The 17,956-nt window shown below is 44.6% G+C and carries 17 protein-coding genes; 5 read left to right on the top strand and 12 right to left on the bottom strand.

All coding sequences use genetic code 11. From position 1 onward, the window contains the following. Positions 1 to 10 precede the first annotated feature (10 nt). Positions 11 to 550 carry a heme NO-binding domain-containing protein gene (locus CW735_RS01815; protein WP_071978446.1) on the top strand — a complete coding sequence of 180 codons (540 nt, stop codon included), beginning with the start codon at positions 11 to 13 and terminating at the stop codon, positions 548 to 550. An 8-nt stretch (positions 551 to 558) separates the two neighbouring features. Beyond that, positions 559 to 2,715, top strand: a complete 2,157-nt coding sequence (locus CW735_RS01820) for a putative bifunctional diguanylate cyclase/phosphodiesterase (RefSeq protein WP_100970808.1) — start codon at positions 559 to 561, stop codon at positions 2,713 to 2,715. A gap of 107 nt (positions 2,716 to 2,822) precedes the next feature. Here the strand turns inward: CW735_RS01820 and CW735_RS01825 are convergent, their stop codons facing one another. The 8 genes from CW735_RS01825 to rpe all read right to left on the bottom strand — a co-directional run bounded on the left by CW735_RS01825 (position 2,823) and on the right by rpe (position 11,645). Beyond that, positions 2,823 to 3,629: a DUF1338 domain-containing protein gene (locus CW735_RS01825; RefSeq protein ID WP_071978448.1), complete on the bottom strand. Its 807-nt coding sequence runs from the start codon at positions 3,627 to 3,629 to the stop codon at positions 2,823 to 2,825. A gap of 21 nt (positions 3,630 to 3,650) precedes the next feature. Next, positions 3,651 to 5,120, bottom strand: a complete 1,470-nt coding sequence (gene astD / locus CW735_RS01830) for a succinylglutamate-semialdehyde dehydrogenase (RefSeq protein WP_071978449.1) — start codon at positions 5,118 to 5,120, stop codon at positions 3,651 to 3,653. Positions 5,121 to 5,135: 15 nt separating this feature from the next. Beyond that, on the bottom strand, positions 5,136 to 6,173 hold the full coding sequence (gene astA, locus CW735_RS01835; protein ID WP_071978450.1) for an arginine N-succinyltransferase: 1,038 nt from the start codon (positions 6,171 to 6,173) through the stop codon (positions 5,136 to 5,138). Positions 6,174 to 6,193: 20 nt separating this feature from the next. Continuing rightward, positions 6,194 to 7,402, bottom strand: a complete 1,209-nt coding sequence (locus tag CW735_RS01840) for an aspartate aminotransferase family protein (RefSeq protein ID WP_100973150.1) — start codon at positions 7,400 to 7,402, stop codon at positions 6,194 to 6,196. 337 nt (positions 7,403 to 7,739) lie between these two features. Then, positions 7,740 to 9,008 carry an HDOD domain-containing protein gene (locus tag CW735_RS01845; RefSeq protein ID WP_232230549.1) on the bottom strand — a complete coding sequence of 423 codons (1,269 nt, stop codon included), beginning with the start codon at positions 9,006 to 9,008 and terminating at the stop codon, positions 7,740 to 7,742. A gap of 158 nt (positions 9,009 to 9,166) precedes the next feature. Further along, complete coding sequence (locus CW735_RS01850; RefSeq protein ID WP_071978451.1) at positions 9,167 to 9,784, bottom strand: anthranilate synthase component II; 618 nt, start codon at positions 9,782 to 9,784, stop codon at positions 9,167 to 9,169. A gap of 146 nt (positions 9,785 to 9,930) precedes the next feature. Further along, positions 9,931 to 10,938 carry a tryptophan--tRNA ligase gene (gene trpS, locus CW735_RS01855; protein ID WP_071978452.1) on the bottom strand — a complete coding sequence of 336 codons (1,008 nt, stop codon included), beginning with the start codon at positions 10,936 to 10,938 and terminating at the stop codon, positions 9,931 to 9,933. A gap of 29 nt (positions 10,939 to 10,967) precedes the next feature. Beyond that, positions 10,968 to 11,645, bottom strand: a complete 678-nt coding sequence (gene rpe / locus CW735_RS01860) for a ribulose-phosphate 3-epimerase (RefSeq protein ID WP_071978453.1) — start codon at positions 11,643 to 11,645, stop codon at positions 10,968 to 10,970. A gap of 397 nt (positions 11,646 to 12,042) precedes the next feature. Between rpe and CW735_RS01865 the strand changes: the two genes are divergently transcribed. From CW735_RS01865 to CW735_RS01875, 3 genes are all read left to right on the top strand, one after another. Next, positions 12,043 to 12,768, top strand: a complete 726-nt coding sequence (locus tag CW735_RS01865) for a TorF family putative porin (RefSeq protein WP_100970809.1) — start codon at positions 12,043 to 12,045, stop codon at positions 12,766 to 12,768. A gap of 256 nt (positions 12,769 to 13,024) precedes the next feature. Continuing rightward, positions 13,025 to 13,333, top strand: a complete 309-nt coding sequence (locus CW735_RS01870) for a hypothetical protein (protein WP_071978455.1) — start codon at positions 13,025 to 13,027, stop codon at positions 13,331 to 13,333. A gap of 8 nt (positions 13,334 to 13,341) precedes the next feature. Beyond that, on the top strand, positions 13,342 to 13,530 hold the full coding sequence (locus CW735_RS01875) for a DUF2970 domain-containing protein (protein ID WP_071981109.1): 189 nt from the start codon (positions 13,342 to 13,344) through the stop codon (positions 13,528 to 13,530). A gap of 3 nt (positions 13,531 to 13,533) precedes the next feature. Here CW735_RS01875 and CW735_RS01880 read toward each other — a convergent pair whose 3' ends face one another. From CW735_RS01880 to aroK, 4 genes are all read right to left on the bottom strand, one after another. Beyond that, on the bottom strand, positions 13,534 to 14,439 hold the full coding sequence (locus CW735_RS01880; RefSeq protein ID WP_071978456.1) for a Dam family site-specific DNA-(adenine-N6)-methyltransferase: 906 nt from the start codon (positions 14,437 to 14,439) through the stop codon (positions 13,534 to 13,536). Between the two features lie 207 nt (positions 14,440 to 14,646). Beyond that, positions 14,647 to 16,182, bottom strand: coding sequence for an SPOR domain-containing protein (locus tag CW735_RS01885; protein ID WP_100970810.1), 1,536 nt, complete (start codon positions 16,180 to 16,182; stop codon positions 14,647 to 14,649). A 79-nt stretch (positions 16,183 to 16,261) separates the two neighbouring features. After that, positions 16,262 to 17,329 (bottom strand): 3-dehydroquinate synthase, encoded by a 1,068-nt coding sequence (aroB, locus tag CW735_RS01890; protein WP_100970811.1) that lies wholly within the window; start codon positions 17,327 to 17,329, stop codon positions 16,262 to 16,264. 30 nt (positions 17,330 to 17,359) lie between these two features. Further along, positions 17,360 to 17,875 carry a shikimate kinase AroK gene (gene aroK, locus CW735_RS01895; protein ID WP_071978459.1) on the bottom strand — a complete coding sequence of 172 codons (516 nt, stop codon included), beginning with the start codon at positions 17,873 to 17,875 and terminating at the stop codon, positions 17,360 to 17,362. Between the last annotated feature and the right edge of the window lie 81 nt (positions 17,876 to 17,956).

Genomic DNA, 17,956 nt, shown 5'->3' on the forward strand with positions numbered 1-17,956 from the left:
GAATAGTCAGATGTTAGGAATCGTCTTTACTTCGTTAATCGATATGCTGGAAGAAAACGTCTCTCCAGAGTTCGCTGATGACGTCATCGTGGCAGCAGAGCTTGAAAATGACGGGGCTTATACCGCTGTGGGCTACTATCCGTATTCGGATATGGAGCGTCTATTAGGTGTTCTGATAGAGAAAACAGGAAAATCAGCCAACGAACTTCTTTATGACTTTGGCTACTACCTTTTTGGCAAGCTAGCCGCGGTTCACGGCGATGTGTTGGCTAATACCGAGGGTATGCTAGACATGTTAGGCCACCTTGACGACGATATTCACGTACAGGTCAAAAAGCTATATCCCGATGCAGATTTGCCGCGGTTTAAAGTGTTATCGATAACAGATACTACCATGCGTCTTCAATATTATTCTGAGCGCGATCTTTTCGCTCTTGCAGAAGGTTTAATGGATGCATCTGCAGATCATTTTAATTGTAAATTGGAGCGTGAAACTCACCAGCTCGCCACTCCTCACACATACGAATTCAGTATAGCTGTCATTTCATAGGGCAGGGTATGTCACAAGACTCAATAAACGGTGACAAACGTATTGCGTTACTAGAGCGCCGATTAAAGCGAGAAAAAAACGCAAGGGAACATGCTGAAACACTGCTTACGGAGAAGTCTCAGTCGCTTTACATTGCGTTACAAAAAAGTCAGGAAGCGCAAACCGATTTAGAGCTTGCGCTGTGGGCCTCTCAGGAGTCTTTTTGGAGCTGGCATGCTGACACAGATCTCATGGAAATCCGCTCATTTTCTCTATATAGCGGAAATCGTTCTATGTGGTCGGGCACAGTAATTCAGCTACTCGCTCGGGTACATGAAGACGATATTGATAACCTACAGTTCCATTGGTCTATGGCTGTGCATGGCAACCGAGATCGTATTGAAGTGTCTTTTCGATTGCGGTTTAAAAACGACTTTCAATGGATACGTCTACGAGGTCGAGTACTGAAACGAGGCACTTCGAATGAAGCTCTTAATATCGTTGGTACTACCAAAGATATTACGCAACAGCGCAAAGCGGAACAGTCTTTCGATTTAATGGCCTCGGCATTTGCCAGCTCTAGAGAACCCATGCTGGTGTTAACACCTAACCTTGTTATTACAGAATGCAATGACGCGTTTCTTAATATGTTAGAAGCGCCAGTTAAAGAGACTTGCATAGGCTTAAATTTTAACGAACTTTTAGTGGCCGAACGCGTTAATGAAACCGTTTTATTTCACGAAAAACAAGCTCGTTTCGAATCGAAAATAGATTCCTTGTCTGGTGTAACTCGGAGCGTTGATATTTCAATCGCACTATTTGAAGCACACAGGCAAACTTCCTCATATCTTATTGCAACACTGAGAGACGTTAGCGACAGAAAGCGCAACGAGGCGCGACTTAGGCAGTTGGCGCAACACGATGACCTAACGGGGCTGTCTAACCGAAATGCACTTCGCGAGTCTATCGACTCATACGCCGATAATGGTGAACCATTCCTTCTTGTATTTCTAGATTTAGATGGCTTCAAAGCTATTAATGACAGCGCTGGTCACGAGAAAGGCGATGAAGAGTTGCAGCGAGTGGCAGCCCTACTTATCGCAATGTTCGGCCCTATCGGTGAAGTTGGACGATGGGGGGGGGATGAGTTTTTAGTGCTGCTAAAAGGGCTCTCTTCGCAAAGCGTGAAAGAGAAGTGTGAAAAACTGATTGAACAAATAGAGGAGGAAACCATTTATGCTAAAGGCACAGAATTGCGTTTATCTTCTAGTATTGGTGTTGCGACTTATCCCGAGCACAGTGACGAAATAAAAAGCCTTATTCAATGTGCAGACGCGGCTATGTATCGGGCAAAAGAATTGGGTAAAGGCCAAGTATTTATCTACGAACCTGGGCTGTACGAGAGTATGACGCAGCAGGTGAGCATGGTAAACGACTTGCGAAAAGCTGTTGAAAACCACCTTCTTGATTTTTATATCCAAGGCAAATATGACCTACATGGGAATTTAAAAGGAGGAGAAGTGTTATGCCGGTGGATATCAGGCTTGCACGGTGTGGTTTCTCCTACTGTGTTTATTCCCATTGCTGAGGAGCACAATCTCGATAGCGCTATCGGTTTGTATGCAATAGAAGCTGCGTGCGACTATATCTCTATAATGGAATCGCAACAGGGAGAAGCTATTCCCCTATCGGTGAACATTAGTGCGAATCAAATGCTTGATAGCGAGTTTCCTAATAAAGCAATTGATATTTGTCGTGCAAACCATGTATCACCAGAATACATAGAGCTAGAGCTCACCGAATCGGTTTTTATTCGTGATGAAAAGGCCGCCTTGCGCTCGCTTAACGTGCTTCGCGAACTAGGTTTTAGGCTGTCTTTAGATGATTTTGGTAGCGGCTTCTCATCGCTTAGCTACCTGAGAATGTTTCAATTCCAAGTGGTGAAAGTAGACAGGAGCTTAGTAAAAGGCGTGCATGAAGATAGTAAGGCCTATGCCTTATTTAGCGGCCTGATTACCATGCTTCGCAGTTTAGAAATTGATGTTGTTGCGGAAGGAGTTGAGCTAGAGACTTATTTACCCTTTATGGAACAGGCCGATGTGCAATTAATGCAGGGATTTTATTTCGATAAGCCCATGCCTTATGATCAGTTCTTGGCGCGCCACACTTCAGACACTAAGCGATAGTAGACGTTCAAGTATCTCTATAAAACGCTATCAGCGCTAAAAAAGCCCCAGTGCACGATTTTTATGAACATTGGGGCTTTAGCTGTTAATGCTGTTTTATCAATACCTTATTTGGCATTGGTACTTTCAAAAATTTTATCTGCAGAAGCAGCCACAAACCCTTGATAACGTTTACCGTTTGGCATGTCATACCGTTGAGCAAATTCATAAAAGCAACTGGGGATAGATAGGGTTTCTTCACTAAATGCCACTTCGGCCCTGTCTGCCATAGTAGATGACTGCGCTAAGAACACATCTGGGCCGCCTTTAATTTCGCCGCCCGACGTGTTTAACACAAATCCAGCCTCTTTAAGCAGCATATTAACGTCGCTTAATTCGTTAGTTTTACTTAAGTGATTAACACTTACCGTAAAGTGGTTCGCTCTAAAGCCCCAAGCCGCCATCCAAGCTGCGTATTCAGACTCGTTTAGCAGGGTGTCGTATTGCGCCTTGCTGACATCCCAGTGCTTACCAGAATACAAGAAGTTGTCGGCGTCGGTGATGTTGCTGGGCATCTGAGCAACAAGTTCTTTAATGATATCTTGTGCGTCATCCGACAGCTCATCAACACGAAGCTCACTAATAAACACTTTTGGTTTTGTCTCGTCTGGGTGCTCAAAGTGTTTTGCGGTCAGTTTCTTAGCTTCAAAGTTGTAATCGCCTTTTGCTTCATAGCCCAGTGCTAGAAAATGCGCTGCTAATTTATCAAGACGGGTCTTGTCTAACGCAAAGGTTCTAAATGCCACATGGTCGTTAACAATATTGCTATTGTTTTCTTCACCGGCGAGCAGTGTATGAATTTTGTGTGCAGACGGCGTTATTTTTACGTAGTCTTCCCACATGTTGGCAAATAAAGTATCGATATTGCTATGCATTTTAGTAGGGTCCTTGCATTTTTATAATGATAAGCCAGGGCTTAATTTACCCGGTAGCGTAACTTTATCGAGCTCAACTGACGCCACAGGGTACGCGCAATAGTCTGCTGCGTAGAAGGCGCTGGCTCTGTGGTTTCCACTGTCGCCAATACCGCCAAATGGCGCTGCGCTACTTGCCCCTGTTATAGGTCTATTCCAATTAACAATGCCTGCGCGAATACGAGCAAAGAAGTAACGATAGTCCTCTTCGCTATCACCTAGAAGGCCAGCAGATAAACCAAAGCTTGTATTATTGGCTTCCGCTATCGCCTCGTCGAAGTCTGTATATCTAATTACTTTGAGCAGAGGGCCAAAGTGCTCTTCATCAGGTAAGGAAGCCAGCATATCAGTAACATCGATAATACCTGGTGTGGCGAAGCCTTTTTGCGAATCTGGTTGCGTTAATCGAACCAGCACTTTGCCACCAAGAGCCTCTAGTTCATTTTGAGCAGTAACCATGGAAGCCGCTGCTTTGCTTGAGATCATCGCTCCCATAAAAGGCTGATCTTGCGCGTCATAGTCATCTACTTTGATATTCTTTGTAATGGTAATTAAACGCTCAAGGATGGCGTCACCATTAGCATTAGCAGGTAAGAATAGACGACGGGCGCAGGTGCAGCGTTGTCCCGATGTAATAAAGGCAGACTGCACAATATCATGAGCTGCAGCATCAATGTCGCTCACATCTTTGACAATTAAAGGGTTGTTTCCACCCATTTCAAGGGCAAGAATTTTGCCTGGATGGCCGGCAAATTGTTCATGCAGCACTTTACCTGTGCGCGAGCTGCCGGTGAAAAACAAGCCGTCGATATCGTTATGAGAAGCAAGTGCCTTACCTGTTTCAACTTCACCTTGAACAAGGTTAAGTACGCCTTTTGGCAAACCAGCGGCATCCCATAGTTTTACCATTTCTTGAGCGACCATCGGAGTAAGGTCACTTGGCTTAAACACGATAGTATTGCCCGCAATGAGTGCTGGAACAATATGGCCGTTAGGTAGGTGGCCAGGAAAATTATACGGGCCAAAGACGGCCACAACACCGTGGGGCTTGTGACGAATAAATGCTTTGCCCACAGGCATAGGGTTTTCTACATCACCTGTACGCTCGAAAAAGGCTTTTTCAGAAATGCCTATTTTTCCCATCATGGCACCCACTTCCGTTGCGGTTTCCCACTCAGGCTTGCCAGTTTCTTTCGCCATTACTTTGGCTAAATGTTCTTTAGCGCCTTCAAGTTTGCTGCCGAACACTTTGATGATTTCTAGACGCTGCTCTACAGTTTTTAAACTCCATTCAACAAGTGCAGCCCGTGCTGATTTAACAGCAGCATCAATTTGTGACGCAGAAGCCGATTTGCCTTCCCAAATAATCTCATTTTTCGCCGGATCGACTGAAGTCAGGTCGTGACCTTCTCCAGCCACCCATTCACCATTTATGTAATGTGTATGTAGCATGTAGGGTATCCTTTATTAATCTCGAAACGTAACAGGAGCAAAGCGCACTAATTCGCCTTCGTTTACGTTTAAGGCGGCAGCAGCTTGGCGCGATAAAACGGCCACGCGTTGCTCTTCGCTGATTGTCATTTCAGCCGCCACGGCGCGAAATTCATCAATAGATGTATTTATTATGTAGTGTGTTTGCCCTTGCGCTGCGGCCATATCATCAATGACAACAGGAAGCTTCAGGCTTGATTGCGCAGTGCGAATATGACTAAGGTTTGCTTCTACGGTAGGGCCTGCGTCGAAAATGTCCACATAGCCCCTGCAAGAAAAACCTTCTTCTTCCAACAGTTGCAAAGCAGGTCGTGTTTTATCATGAACCTTTCCTATTACATTCTGCGCTGCCTCACTGAGCAAGTTCACATAAATAGGGTATTTAGGCATTAATTCGGCGATAAAAACCTTATTGCCAATACCTGTAAGGTAGTCAGCAGTAGGAAAGTCCATAGAAAAGAAGTGAGTCTCCAGCCACTCCCAAAAAGGAGAACGGCCTTTATCATCACTTACGCCGCGCATTTCTGCAATGACAGTTTCAGAAAAGCGCTCACGGTGCTCCATCATGAACAAAAAGCGAACCTTAGACAAAAATCTGCCGTTGATACCGCCTCGCGCTTGCTCTCGGAGGAATAGGGTACAAATCTCTGTCACCCCAGTGTAGTCATTGCAGAAGGTCAGAATATCTACCGTGTTATGGATATTTAATTCTCGAGACGCATGTACCACTTTACTGAGATGATAATGATAGAATGCGTCGTCTATACCTACCGCAGCCTCAATACCAGAGGTACCTACTACCTCACCGGTTGCTGTATCTTCCATGACGAATAAGTAAGATTCGTCGCCCGGCTCTGTTACATTTGTTTTGTGAAATGCACTCTCGGCGCGATCTATTTTGCGCTGTAAAAGCTCATCATTGACGGGCAGTGACGTAAAGCCAATGCCCGACTCTACGGCAATGGCTTTAAGCGCATCGTAATCCGCTTTTCTTATGGGACGAATGATATTCATATTCACTTCTCTGCTCGAAACTATTCAGCGCTGACAACAGCAGCGATAGCTCGCTCAAAGCGCGCTAGGCCTTCAACAATGTCCTCATCTGGAATAACAAGTGATGGAGCAAAGCGAATAACATTCATACCGGCAATTAGACACATAAGATGTTCTTGAGTTGCTGCTGTCATGAAGTCTTTCGCACGGCCCTGATATTTTTCATTAAGTGCACAACCAAGCAGCATACCTTGCCCTCGAATTTCTTCGAAAACATGGTATTTGTCGTTAATTTCGCCAAGAATCTTACGGAAAAGGGCTTCTTTCTTTAAAACACCTTCTAATACTTCAGGCTGGTTAACAATATCTAATGCTTTTTCAGCAACTGCACACGCCAAAGGGTTACCACCGTATGTACTGCCGTGCGTGCCGGGCTTAAGATGTGCCGCGATATCTGCAGTTGTAAGCATTGCTCCAATAGGGAAGCCTCCACCTAACGATTTCGCTGTAGTGAGAATGTCGGGTGTCACGCCAAGCCCCATGTAAGCATAGAGGTGACCTGTTCGGCCTACACCAGATTGAACCTCGTCTAAAATCAATAGTGCATTGTGCTTGTCACACAGCTCGCGTACACCTTTAACAAACTCGACATCCGGCGTGATAATACCGCCTTCACCTTGCAGTGGCTCCATCATTACTGCACAGGTTTTGTCAGAAATCATAGCCTCGAATGCAGCTAACTCGTTGTAATCACAATGTGTTACTGCACCTGGCTTTGGTCCAAAACCATCAGAATAGGCAGCTTGCCCACCTACGGTTACTGTAAAGAACGTGCGACCGTGGAAACCTTTATTAAACGCAATGATCTGATTTTTATCTTCGCCATATTTGTCTAAAGCCCAGCGGCGAGCTAATTTAAGCGCTGCTTCATTCGCTTCTGCGCCAGAGTTGGCAAAATAGACTTTGTCGGCGAATGTCGAGTCGGCAAGTTTTTTCGCAAGACGCAGTGACGGCTCATTGGTGAATACATTACTCAAATGCCAAAGTTGTGAGCCCTGTTCATTTAGCGCTTTAACAAGCTCAGGGTGGCAGTGACCTAGTACGTTAACCGCAATGCCGCCTGCGAAATCGACGTATTCAGCACCCTCTTGGTCCCATACGCGCGAGCCTTCGCCGCGGACCGGCACCATATTAGCCGGGTTGTAGTTAGGAACCATTACATCGTCAAATGTCGCGCGAGTTACCTTCATTATCACTACCTCTACATTGTGCGCTTTCACCGACATGCGATGCTATAAAGCGCAAAAAGTTAAATTAAATACTGTCTCAGTATGCCATTTTTTTTAACATTTGTCTTGTGTTGAACAAGCTCTAGCCCTTGATTTACAAGGACTCTGGCTTAATTTGCAAGAAAAGTGAATAACTATTAAATGCTGAACAATATCATTAAGTAATAAGGTAATTTACAAGCCAGATTTGACCCGTAGTGAAGCGTAAAGGTGAGTGAACCTTACTTTAACATCCACAATATTTGTACTTATGGGGTCGAGTTGACGGTGGGAGGGATGCATGAATATCCAGAAAAAATTAATCTTCAATGTCACTTTTAACCAGTGGCAGAGCGAAAATGTCGGTATTTTTCAACGTAGCTAATGCTCCGGCGGGAAAGCGTTGTGCCAACAATTCACTATTGGCTGCTGTAGCTTCAATGAGTTTGTTTTGGTGTAACAACCTAATTCGAGCGTATATCCGAGCCTGTGAGAGCGCACTTTTAAGCACGTCAGTAGGAGTCTGTGTTTCGCTAAGTGTGGCTGTGTCGCTGAGCGCGCTGGTTGTTTCGGAGCGTTGATTGGCAACTGCTCGCATAGCCGGTGCTATAAACAGCCGTTTTAACGATAACTCATCTAGCAAATCGGCATTAAACGTATCTGCAAATGCGTGCTGTAAAGCAATTAAATGGTTGGCTGAGGGAATAATTTTAGTCAGAGCATCATGGCGCTTATGCTCCCTATCTTTTTGGCACTCTTGCAATAGGTGCATTTGTACTTTGTCGAACAATCGAAAGTAAAGCCGGGTGACCGCACAGCGGCCTAAATTGCTAAGCATGCCCAACATATACCCGTGGCCCTTGTGTGTGCCTGCTGCTTCTGCGATGCACTGCGCGCTAATAGCTACGCCAGTAGAATAGCTCGCCAGTTTTTGTTTTATGAGCGGGTATGGGTCGGTTATTTGCGGGGTTGCTCGCTTTACAATGAGGAATGGAATAAGCAGCCTCAGGTTTTCTATGCCTAAAAAGCTGAGCGCCGTTCTAAGAGTTTCGACAACGATAACTCGCCCACGGGAGTCTTTTCTTCGAAAGCGTGCCGTATTGACCACACTGATGAGCTCGTCGTACATCCAGGGAATAGTTGCAACAATGGGTTCCAATTTTGAAACAGAGCAGGCGCGCACGATCAATGCGTCGAGAAGCTCACCTGTATTTGACGGCAAGTTGAGAACATTTGCCATCACATCAGGAACGTCTTTAAGATATTCAGACATCTCCTCTACAATGATATCGTGAAGCTGATAGCTTACAGATTCAATGTAAGACGTTTCAGACGTTTTCTGCAGTCTTTTATTTTCGATCGCCACTTTCTCAACGTGGAGCAACTGGCGGCGGGCATCGCCTTGTTCTGATTGCTCAAAGCTCACCTCACCCGCACGGCGCTTGCCGATCATGTCATAAACTCGATCCGTTGAGATAACAAAGTTCTCAAAGCGTTCCGTTACATTAGGCGGCTCAGTTGATTTCATAGGCACGTATGATGTGTTTCCCTGATTTAATATCTCTTCCGTTACCGTATTGTCATACATTTTATGTCACTTTCCCACATCCGAGTAACCCAGCGGCGTGTTTTGATGAAAAATGGGTTGTCTTAGTGATAAACAAAAGAAAACAGCGCGTTCTTCTGTCTATACAGATAACTATCGGCAACACTCAGATTTACTTAAAAATTTACTTGGCGCTAAATTTAAATATCAACGGGAGCGCTAATGCCTGAAGGGACGTTATCAGAAAGAGTAATGAAACGACGTAATACCGCATGTCCGTGTTCAGTGAGCAAGGATTCGGGGTGATATTGAACACCCCAGATCGGCATGTTTTTATGTGAAATAGCCATTACTTCGCGTTCACCACAGTGCGTATTACACCATGCGTCTACGTTTAATTCGGCTGGTAAACTTTGTGGTTTGAGAACTAACGAATGATACCGGGTAACATTGAAAGGGCTCGGCAATCCGGTCAAAAGACCTTCGTTATTGTGCCGTAACAAAGATACTTTACCGTGTTTTATTTCTTTTGCGCCCACAACGTTTGCACCAAAAACTTGCCCGATAGCTTGGTGCCCCAGGCAAACACCGAGTATGGGTATACTACCTGCAAACTTTTCAATGGCGCTTAAACTAACACCTGCTTCATTCGGCGTGCAGGGACCAGGCGAAATGACCAATTGAGAAGGAGCTAAGTCAGTAATCTCATCCAGCGTTATGGCATTGTTGCGCAAAACTTTCACATCAACACCTAGTTCTACAAAATAACGGGCTAAGTTATGCGTGAACGAATCAAAATTGTCTATTAACAATAACACAGCAGCGTTTGACCTCGGTGCGATAAAAGGAGTGAGGGAAACAAAACGTAAACAAAATTCATTACATGCTGAACAACATGGTTATCAAAAACATTAAATTAATGTATCCAGCATGTGCTTATAAAATGAATATAGCGTTTGGTAGCCTAGGGCTTAGGAATAAAGCCCACTGCGTCATACACTTTCTTCAACGTGACACTTGCTCGCTCAGAAGCTTTTTCTGCGCCACTGCGCATTACTTCGTCTAAGAAAGGTCTGTCTGCACGAATCTGTGCATATTTTTCTTGTATCGGTGTTATGAGCGAAACTACCGCTTCTGCAACATCGCCTTTAAGGTGGCCATACATTTTATCTGTATATTCAGGCTCAAGTTCTTTTACCGATTTACCTGTTGATAACGACAAAAGAGAAAGCAGATTTGAGACCCCTGGCTTTTCTTGAGGGTTGAAGTAGATATTTGCCTGTTCATCAGAATCGGTTACAGCTCGCTTTATCTTTTTGGTTAATTTTTTAGGGTCTTCAAGCAAGCCAATGAAGTTGTTTGGGTTAACATCCGACTTAGACATTTTCTTCTCAGGCTCTTGTAAGCTCATAATGCGAGCGCCAAAGTCTGGAATATACGGGTCGGGAAGTTTGAATACGTCGCCGTACAGGTTATTAACCCGTGTAGCGATGTCGCGCGTTAATTCTAAATGCTGCTTCTGATCTTCACCTACTGGAACTTTGTCTGCCTGATAGGCCAAGATATCTGCCGCTTGCAGCACAGGATAACTGTACAAACCCACGTTAATGTTGTTTTCATTTTTCGCAGACTTATCCTTGAACTGGGTCATTCTGTTTAATTCGCCCATTTGTGCGTAGCAATTCAACACCCAAGAGAGCTGTGCGTGCTCAGGAACATGAGACTGCATGAAAATGGTGCTTTTCTGTGGGTCGATACCACAGGCTAAATAAAGCGCAAGGCCGTCTAAACAGGCATCAAACAACTGCTTAGGATCTTGACGTACGGTTATGGCGTGCAGGTCAACAATCATATAAAGGCAGTCGTGATCGTCCTGCATGGAAACCCACTGTTTAAGTGCACCCATGTAATTTCCTAGGGTCAGTTGTCCAGAAGGCTGACAGCCACTTAATACAAGGGGTTTGTTACTCATTATTTTTTACCTGTGTTTGTGTTTTTAAATTATGCTTGGTTGATTGAAGCTAGTTCTTTGCGCATGGCGTCTATTACTTCACCGTAATCATCCTGAGAGAAAATAGCGGATCCAGCGACGAACATATCTGCTCCCGCCTCTGCGATGTCGCGAATGTTATCTACTTTTACGCCACCGTCAATTTCTATTCTTATATCGTAACCACTTTCAAGTACGCGCTGCTTGACTGCGCGGACCTTGTCCAGCGTGGAAGGAATAAATTTCTGGCCGCCAAAGCCCGGATTTACTGACATTATAAGAATGTGATGGAGTTTATCCATCACATGATCTAAGTAATGAAGTGGTGTCGCCGGATTAAAGACCAGCCCAGGTTTACAGCCTGAGTCGATAATTAGCTGTAGTGAGCGGTCTATATGTTCAGACGCTTCCGGATGAAAGCTGATATAAGACGCACCTGCGTTGGCAAACTTTTCTATGAGATCATCAACCGGTTTCACCATCAAATGAACGTCGATTGGTGCAGTAATGCCGTAATTGCGCAATGCATCACAAATCATAGGACCAAACGTTAAGTTGGGAACATAGTGATTGTCCATTACATCAAAATGCACGATATCGGCGCCCGCATTAATTACTTTCTCTACATCAGCACCAAGTTGTGCAAAGTCTGCAGACAATATGGAAGGTGCGATTAGATATGGTTTCATCATTCATCCTTAGTGAGTAATACATCTGGAATTATTACCGTTCAATAGTGCGAAAGTTTAACTAAATCTAGCGAAGTTTACTATGCAGACCTTCTTTCACCTGAGTAAAACATCTACCTGCTGTTATTTGCGTGCTTCGAAGGTGGTGCTGGCCTGCCCACTTTTGGTGAATGCGCGTTAATCTGGTGCATTTTTATTCATGTAGACTGCATGACTATCCCTTTTGGTTTTTAAGGATGATTTAAAAATAGAATTAATATCAATGATTTAAAATTTATTTGGCTTGTTTTTACAGGTTGTCATAAACGGGCATCAGTTTTGCGTTAGCCACTGCAAATATAAAAATACAGACAGAAAAACAAATTACAACAAATTGAGATTTGACTGGAGAACACACATGAAAACGTCTATCAAAAGAACACTCGTTGCCGCTGCCATTTCATCAGCGTGTCTATTAACGGCAATGCCGACTTACGCAGAAGTTACTGCAAACGCAAGCTTTACCAGTAACTACATTTGGCGTGGTCTTACGCAAACAACGAACGATGCGGCAGTTCAAGGTGGTATTGACTACGCTCACGAGAGCGGTTTCTACGCAGGTACATGGGCATCGAATGTTAACTATGGTGCGGATGATATTTACTCATACGAGCATGACTTGTACTTCGGTTTTTCTGGTGAATCAGAGGGCGGCGTAGCGTACGATTTTGGTTACTTGTACTACAACTATGATGCAGAAGCGGATTTCGATTTCGCGGAAGTATACGGCTCAGTAGGTATGGGTGGTCTAAGTCTTACTCTTTCATTGCTTGCGTATACAGAAGCAGATGAAGGCGAAGGACAAGATTTCGGCTTTGGTCAGGCATCTTATGTGTCATTAGATTACGGTACACCTGTTTTAAATGGTGCAGAACTTGGCTTGCATATTGGTTATCACCAAGGTGACTTTGCTGAAGCATTCAACGGCGTTCCAGATGGTTATGCAGATTGGGGGATCTCTCTATCTAAAGACGGTTTTAGCTTCGCTGTTACTGGTACAGACCTAGACGACACCGGCGCTGACGCATACGACAATGATGCAGTGAAATTTACTGTAAGCTACGGCATGGATTTCGAGCTTTAAGTCTTAGTACAATTCTGCGCGGGTTCATTACATATTCACAGTTTGTGTTGGCGTAACTAGTGTCGACTCACTGCCTGAATTGTGAGAAGTAGGCACAGATAAATACGTAAGTATACGGACCTTTTAAACCCAGCATTAACATGCTGGGTTTTGCATTTACATTACACAATTGATATGAAAGTATATTGTGCTTGTTCAATGCCTTGTTTGGATTATAATGAGGTGAAATTTTAACCGAGTGACAGGAGTATTCAGGATGAAAGTTCTCACGTTTTTTGCTTTATGTGGTGTTATAGCGCTTACCAGCGTTTTTGCTGTGTCAGCACCTACCACCCGGGCGTCAGTGTGCGATTTTCAGCCTGTCACTGATTTTGATCCAAAACTTCCTGCCAGCCATGTGGTGAATCAGTGTGCTCGTTATCAAGAGGGAGTTGAAGAGATCAGCTGGTTCTCTTGGATTGCCGGTAAGTCATCGTCATTTCAATTTCACTTCTTCGACTTACTTGAATTGCTTCACAGCGATAAACACAACGACTTCTCTTCATCTCCAAACGACACCCAGTAATGCTCCGCATGTCTGACACTGGCTTTTGGGCTGCGGTAGGTAGTGTTCTTGCTAGTTTGTTTGGTGTCCAAAGCCATAAAAACTATGAACGGGATTTCACGCGAGGGACGTTTATTACATTTGCAGTCGTTGGCGTAGTGATGGTGGTACTGTTTGTTGTGAGTCTTTTTTCTTTCGTTAAATGGTATGCTGGCTAAAGACTAAGCTTGAGTTCGCTTATGCTTTTCTTTTTCCTTTTCCTTACTTTTACCGATTGCAGAACTTGGCTTAATGCTTGAGTTTGTAGCCGGTGGAAAAAATGCCAGAATCTCATCAACGGGCATTCGTTTTGCCCCATTTTGACTAATCGACCTCTTAACTGAAAGCATACTAAAATCTGCACCTTGATACAGATCTCGAGTTAACGGTAAGTCATGATTTGAGACCAGTACTGGAATACCGCGTTTTTGCGATGTTTTAGCCGCTAAGCTCGCCAGTTTTTCTTGTGCGTCTTGACCAAAACTATGACTAGCATAGCTTGTAAATGCCGCGGTTTTGCTGATGGGCGCATAAGGAGGATCGCAGTAGATCACGCTGCCTTGTCGTGCGCGAGAAAACACCTTTTCAAATGGTAAACAAGTGAATGTGGCTTTTTGAGATTTTTCAGAAAAGACAAACATCTCATGCTCTGGGAAATAAGGCTTTTTATAGCGCCCAAAGGGCACGTTAAATTTGCCTTGGAGACTGTATCGACACAATCCATTGTATCCATGCCTGTTCAAATACAAAAATAGAATGGCACGATAATACTCGTCCTTTGTGCCATTAAATTCTTCTCTTAACGCATAATACATAGGCTCGCTATTTCGAGCGCCACTGAAAAAGTCACGAGCGTCATTAATGAGCGCGTCCGGTTGCGCTTTGAGAAAGTTATACAGATTGATTAAATCGGGATTTATGTCGTTTAGCAGATAGCGTTTGTAATGCGTATTCAAAAATACAGAACCAGCGCCCACAAATGGCTCAATAAGCTTATTTGCTTGCGGTAATCTGGCTTGAATATGCTCAACCAAGCTGTATTTGCCACCGGCCCACTTCAAAAAAGCACGGTTCTTTTTTTGCATCATGCGTAAACGTTACTACCTACACGGAGAGAAGACGGTGGTTGTTCCTAACGTTGCCGTTCTGGGCTTATTGCTGGGTAAGAGAGTCTTGCGACATCACCACGTTAGTGGCTAATTGTATCTGTCATCGTTTGAACGGACAACCGGCAAGTGCAGGCCAGAGAGCTTTCTTTTGCAAAGTGCCTAAAAAGCCTGCGGTTTCAATGTGTTTTACTCGCCTTTTGCTAAATCAACTTCGCGAATGACTTGCTGACCACTCTTAGCAAAAGCAGACGCTTTGTTTGGATAATCAGGAAGTTGCTGCTTGGCTAGCTGAGCTTCTTCTGCAGAGGCAAAAGGCTGGTAGTAAACCACAACGTACCAGTCACCTCCATAACGCCATGTTTTATATATTCGCGTAATATCGCGCAAATTCTGCTCATTGATAAAGTCGTTAAGAACCTGAGGGTCCTTCATCGCTAACAATTGTAGCGCATATTCTGATGGCGCGATCCAAGACTGATTGCTTGTGGGCGTCGTAACAGTTTCAGTTTGGTACGCTTTAGGCTCTTGAGCACCAAAGGTCTGCGCTGCTTGCGAGCTTTCTTTAGCATCAGCGCTTTCTTTGCTATCGGAAATAGCTTCTTGCCAACTAGTAACTAAGGCCTGCTCACTACTTGCCAATGTGTCATTAGCTTCACTGCTGTCAGGTGCAGCGTCGGAGGCCTTGATGTCTGATGCGCTCGCAGTGGTGCCTTCAATGTTGCCGACTTTATCACCAGTGATGGCATTAGCATCACCAGCGGTGTCACTGTTGTCGATTGCGCTGGTTTCTAGCGAGCTTTCGCCAATAGCTTCTTCACCGATAACTTCTTCTGCGATAACTTTTTCGCCGATAACTTCAACATGTTCTGCGCCTGAAATAAACGGCGAGGGGCCGACGTCTGAAGAAGAATTATCTGCAAGTAAGGTGTCGTCATCTGTTGCAATGGTATCGTAAGCCGAGCCAGGCGCGATTAGGGGAGTGGTTTTGTCATCGACTTGTTCAATTGGGGTGAATAGAGACGCAATGTCGTCGCCATATTGCCAATAAACCAGGCCTGCAAATGTGCTTATAAAAACAAGCACTAATGCAACATATAGCCATCTAGACTTAAGCGGATTAGCAAAGCTTGTTGTAGATTGCAATTGGCGGCTTTCCAAGTGAGCCTGAAAAGCTTCTCTACGACTTGCTATCATTTTATCGAGGTCAGACTCGAATCGTGGCTGCTCATCAATAACCGATTGACTACTGATTATGAGAGGGGTTTCTGTATTTTTCGCAGGAAGCCATTGTTTCGCACGTTCAGCCCATACACTGTCAGCAAACAACAGCACATTTAAATGTTGTTGGTTGCCTGCAAACCGACTTTGTAAGACGAGGTCCCAGAGCTCTTGTAAAAAAGTATCAGGCAGGTGATGAGATTGAGTTATGGCAATTAATATTGGGCCTTCATGGTTATTCAGCTCAACGAGTAACTCATTAAGCGGCCTGACAAAGCTTCCTACTACCTGTCCAAGAAGCTGGCGACATAGTTGACGGCGATAGTCAGACACATCCATGGCATCTTGTGCGGTGAGGTAAGCTATCTCGGTATCATCGTGCTGTTGAAATACGAATGCTTCTAAGGTTTTTTGCTGTTGAGCAATAGAGTCGCCGCTGACAAAAATCAGCTGCGATGAATAGTTAACCAGATATTCCAAACGCTCATGCAGTTCGTTTTGCATGTGTTTGCCCCTATAAAAACCTTGCGACGCGTAACGTCAACACTGAATAACGCAAATAAGCGTTAGCGAATATAAAAGGCTAGGGTAATACGCGAGAAAGTATGTCGCCTGTCACTTCTTTAGTCACAACCGCACTGCCTATTCCTTGAGGGAGAACAAAGCGAATGCTACCTGCTTCTACTTTCTTATCCCGCTTCATATGCTTAACATAATCCGCCTTCGCCATACTTTTTGGCCCCTCGATTGGAAGGTTGAAAGCGCTGAATAAGTCGGCAACTCGACGAGTTTCTGACGCATCAAACCACGCTAGCTCTTGTGCTGCTAAGCAGGCAATTATAGTACCAGCTGCAACTGCTTCACCGTGTAGCCAGTTGCCATAGCCTTGTTCAGCTTCAATAGCATGTCCAAAAGTATGCCCTAGATTAAGAATAGCGCGCAGTCCTCCCTCACGCTCATCTTTTGCCACAACTTCAGCTTTAATCTGACAACAGCGGTAAATGGTTTGGCTTAATATTTCGGTGTCTAGTGCTTTTAGCTTCTCAACAGCAGACTCTAGCCATGTAAAAAATGGGGCATCATAAATGATGCCGTACTTTATTACCTCTGCCATGCCAGCTGCGAATTCTCGCTTTGGAAGGGTAGACAGTGACTGTGTATCTATTGCAACAAATACCGGCTGATAGAAGGCCCCAATCATGTTTTTGCCTAGCGGGTGATTTACCGCAGTTTTGCCACCAACAGAAGAGTCTACTTGCGATAGCAGTGTGGTAGGCACCTGAATAAAAGGTACGCCGCGTTGATAAGTTGCTGCTACAAAACCCGTTAAATCTCCGATAACTCCACCGCCCAGAGCGATGAGTGTGGTATCTCTAGCTGCATTAAGCTCAAGCAGGCGAGTCATTACCACCTCAAACTGTGTCAGATTTTTGTGCTGTTCGCCATCGGGAAGAATGATAGTTTCAACACTCACATCACCACAGGCGGCTTTTGCTGCGTCGAGATACAAAGGTGCAACGGTTTCGTTGGTAACGATAACGGCCAAGGGGCCTTTGATGTAGGGGGCAAAGACAGCAGGCTTTGAAAGTAAGCCCGGTTCTATCTGTATAGGATAGCTACGTTCTCCAAGTTCCACAGTTAAGGTTGACATGGGCGTAGCACCTCCTAATACACTATTCTATTAAAGACCGATTTTACTGATGATTTGATTTGCAACGGCGCGTGCCGACTGGTCGTCGGTATCAACTACGTAGTCTGCAACCTCTTCATAAAGAGGGTTTCTTTGCTCGGCGAGGTCGCGAAGTACCTTCTCTGGATCTTCGTTCTGAAGCAGAGGGCGACGCTTGTCACGTTGTGTGCGAGCAACTTGCTTATCGATGGTAGTTTGCAAGTAAACAACGATTCCACGGGCAGATAAACGGTTACGTACTGCTTTAGTCACGATAGAGCCACCGCCAGTCGCAAGCACAATACCTTGCTTGTCGGTCAAATCATTAATGACGTTTTCTTCCCGCGCTCTAAAACCATCCTCACCTTCTAAGTCAAAGATCCAAGCGATATCAGCCCCAGTACGGCGCTCAATTTCCTGATCAGAATCAAAAAAATCTAAGTGAAGTTCGTCTGCTAGATGTCTACCGATTGTGCTTTTGCCAGCACCCATCGGGCCAACTAAAAAGATATTACGTTTTTCAGCCATATTTGCTTATATCACAACTTAATCATGTTAGGGGCAGTGCACTGTTGCCTTACCAGCCTACCCATTGACTCGTGCCTATTT

Origin of the sequence: Alteromonas sp. MB-3u-76, assembly GCF_002831605.1 — a bacterium.
In the GTDB taxonomy this organism is placed as follows: Bacteria; Pseudomonadota; Gammaproteobacteria; order Enterobacterales; family Alteromonadaceae; genus Alteromonas; species Alteromonas hispanica.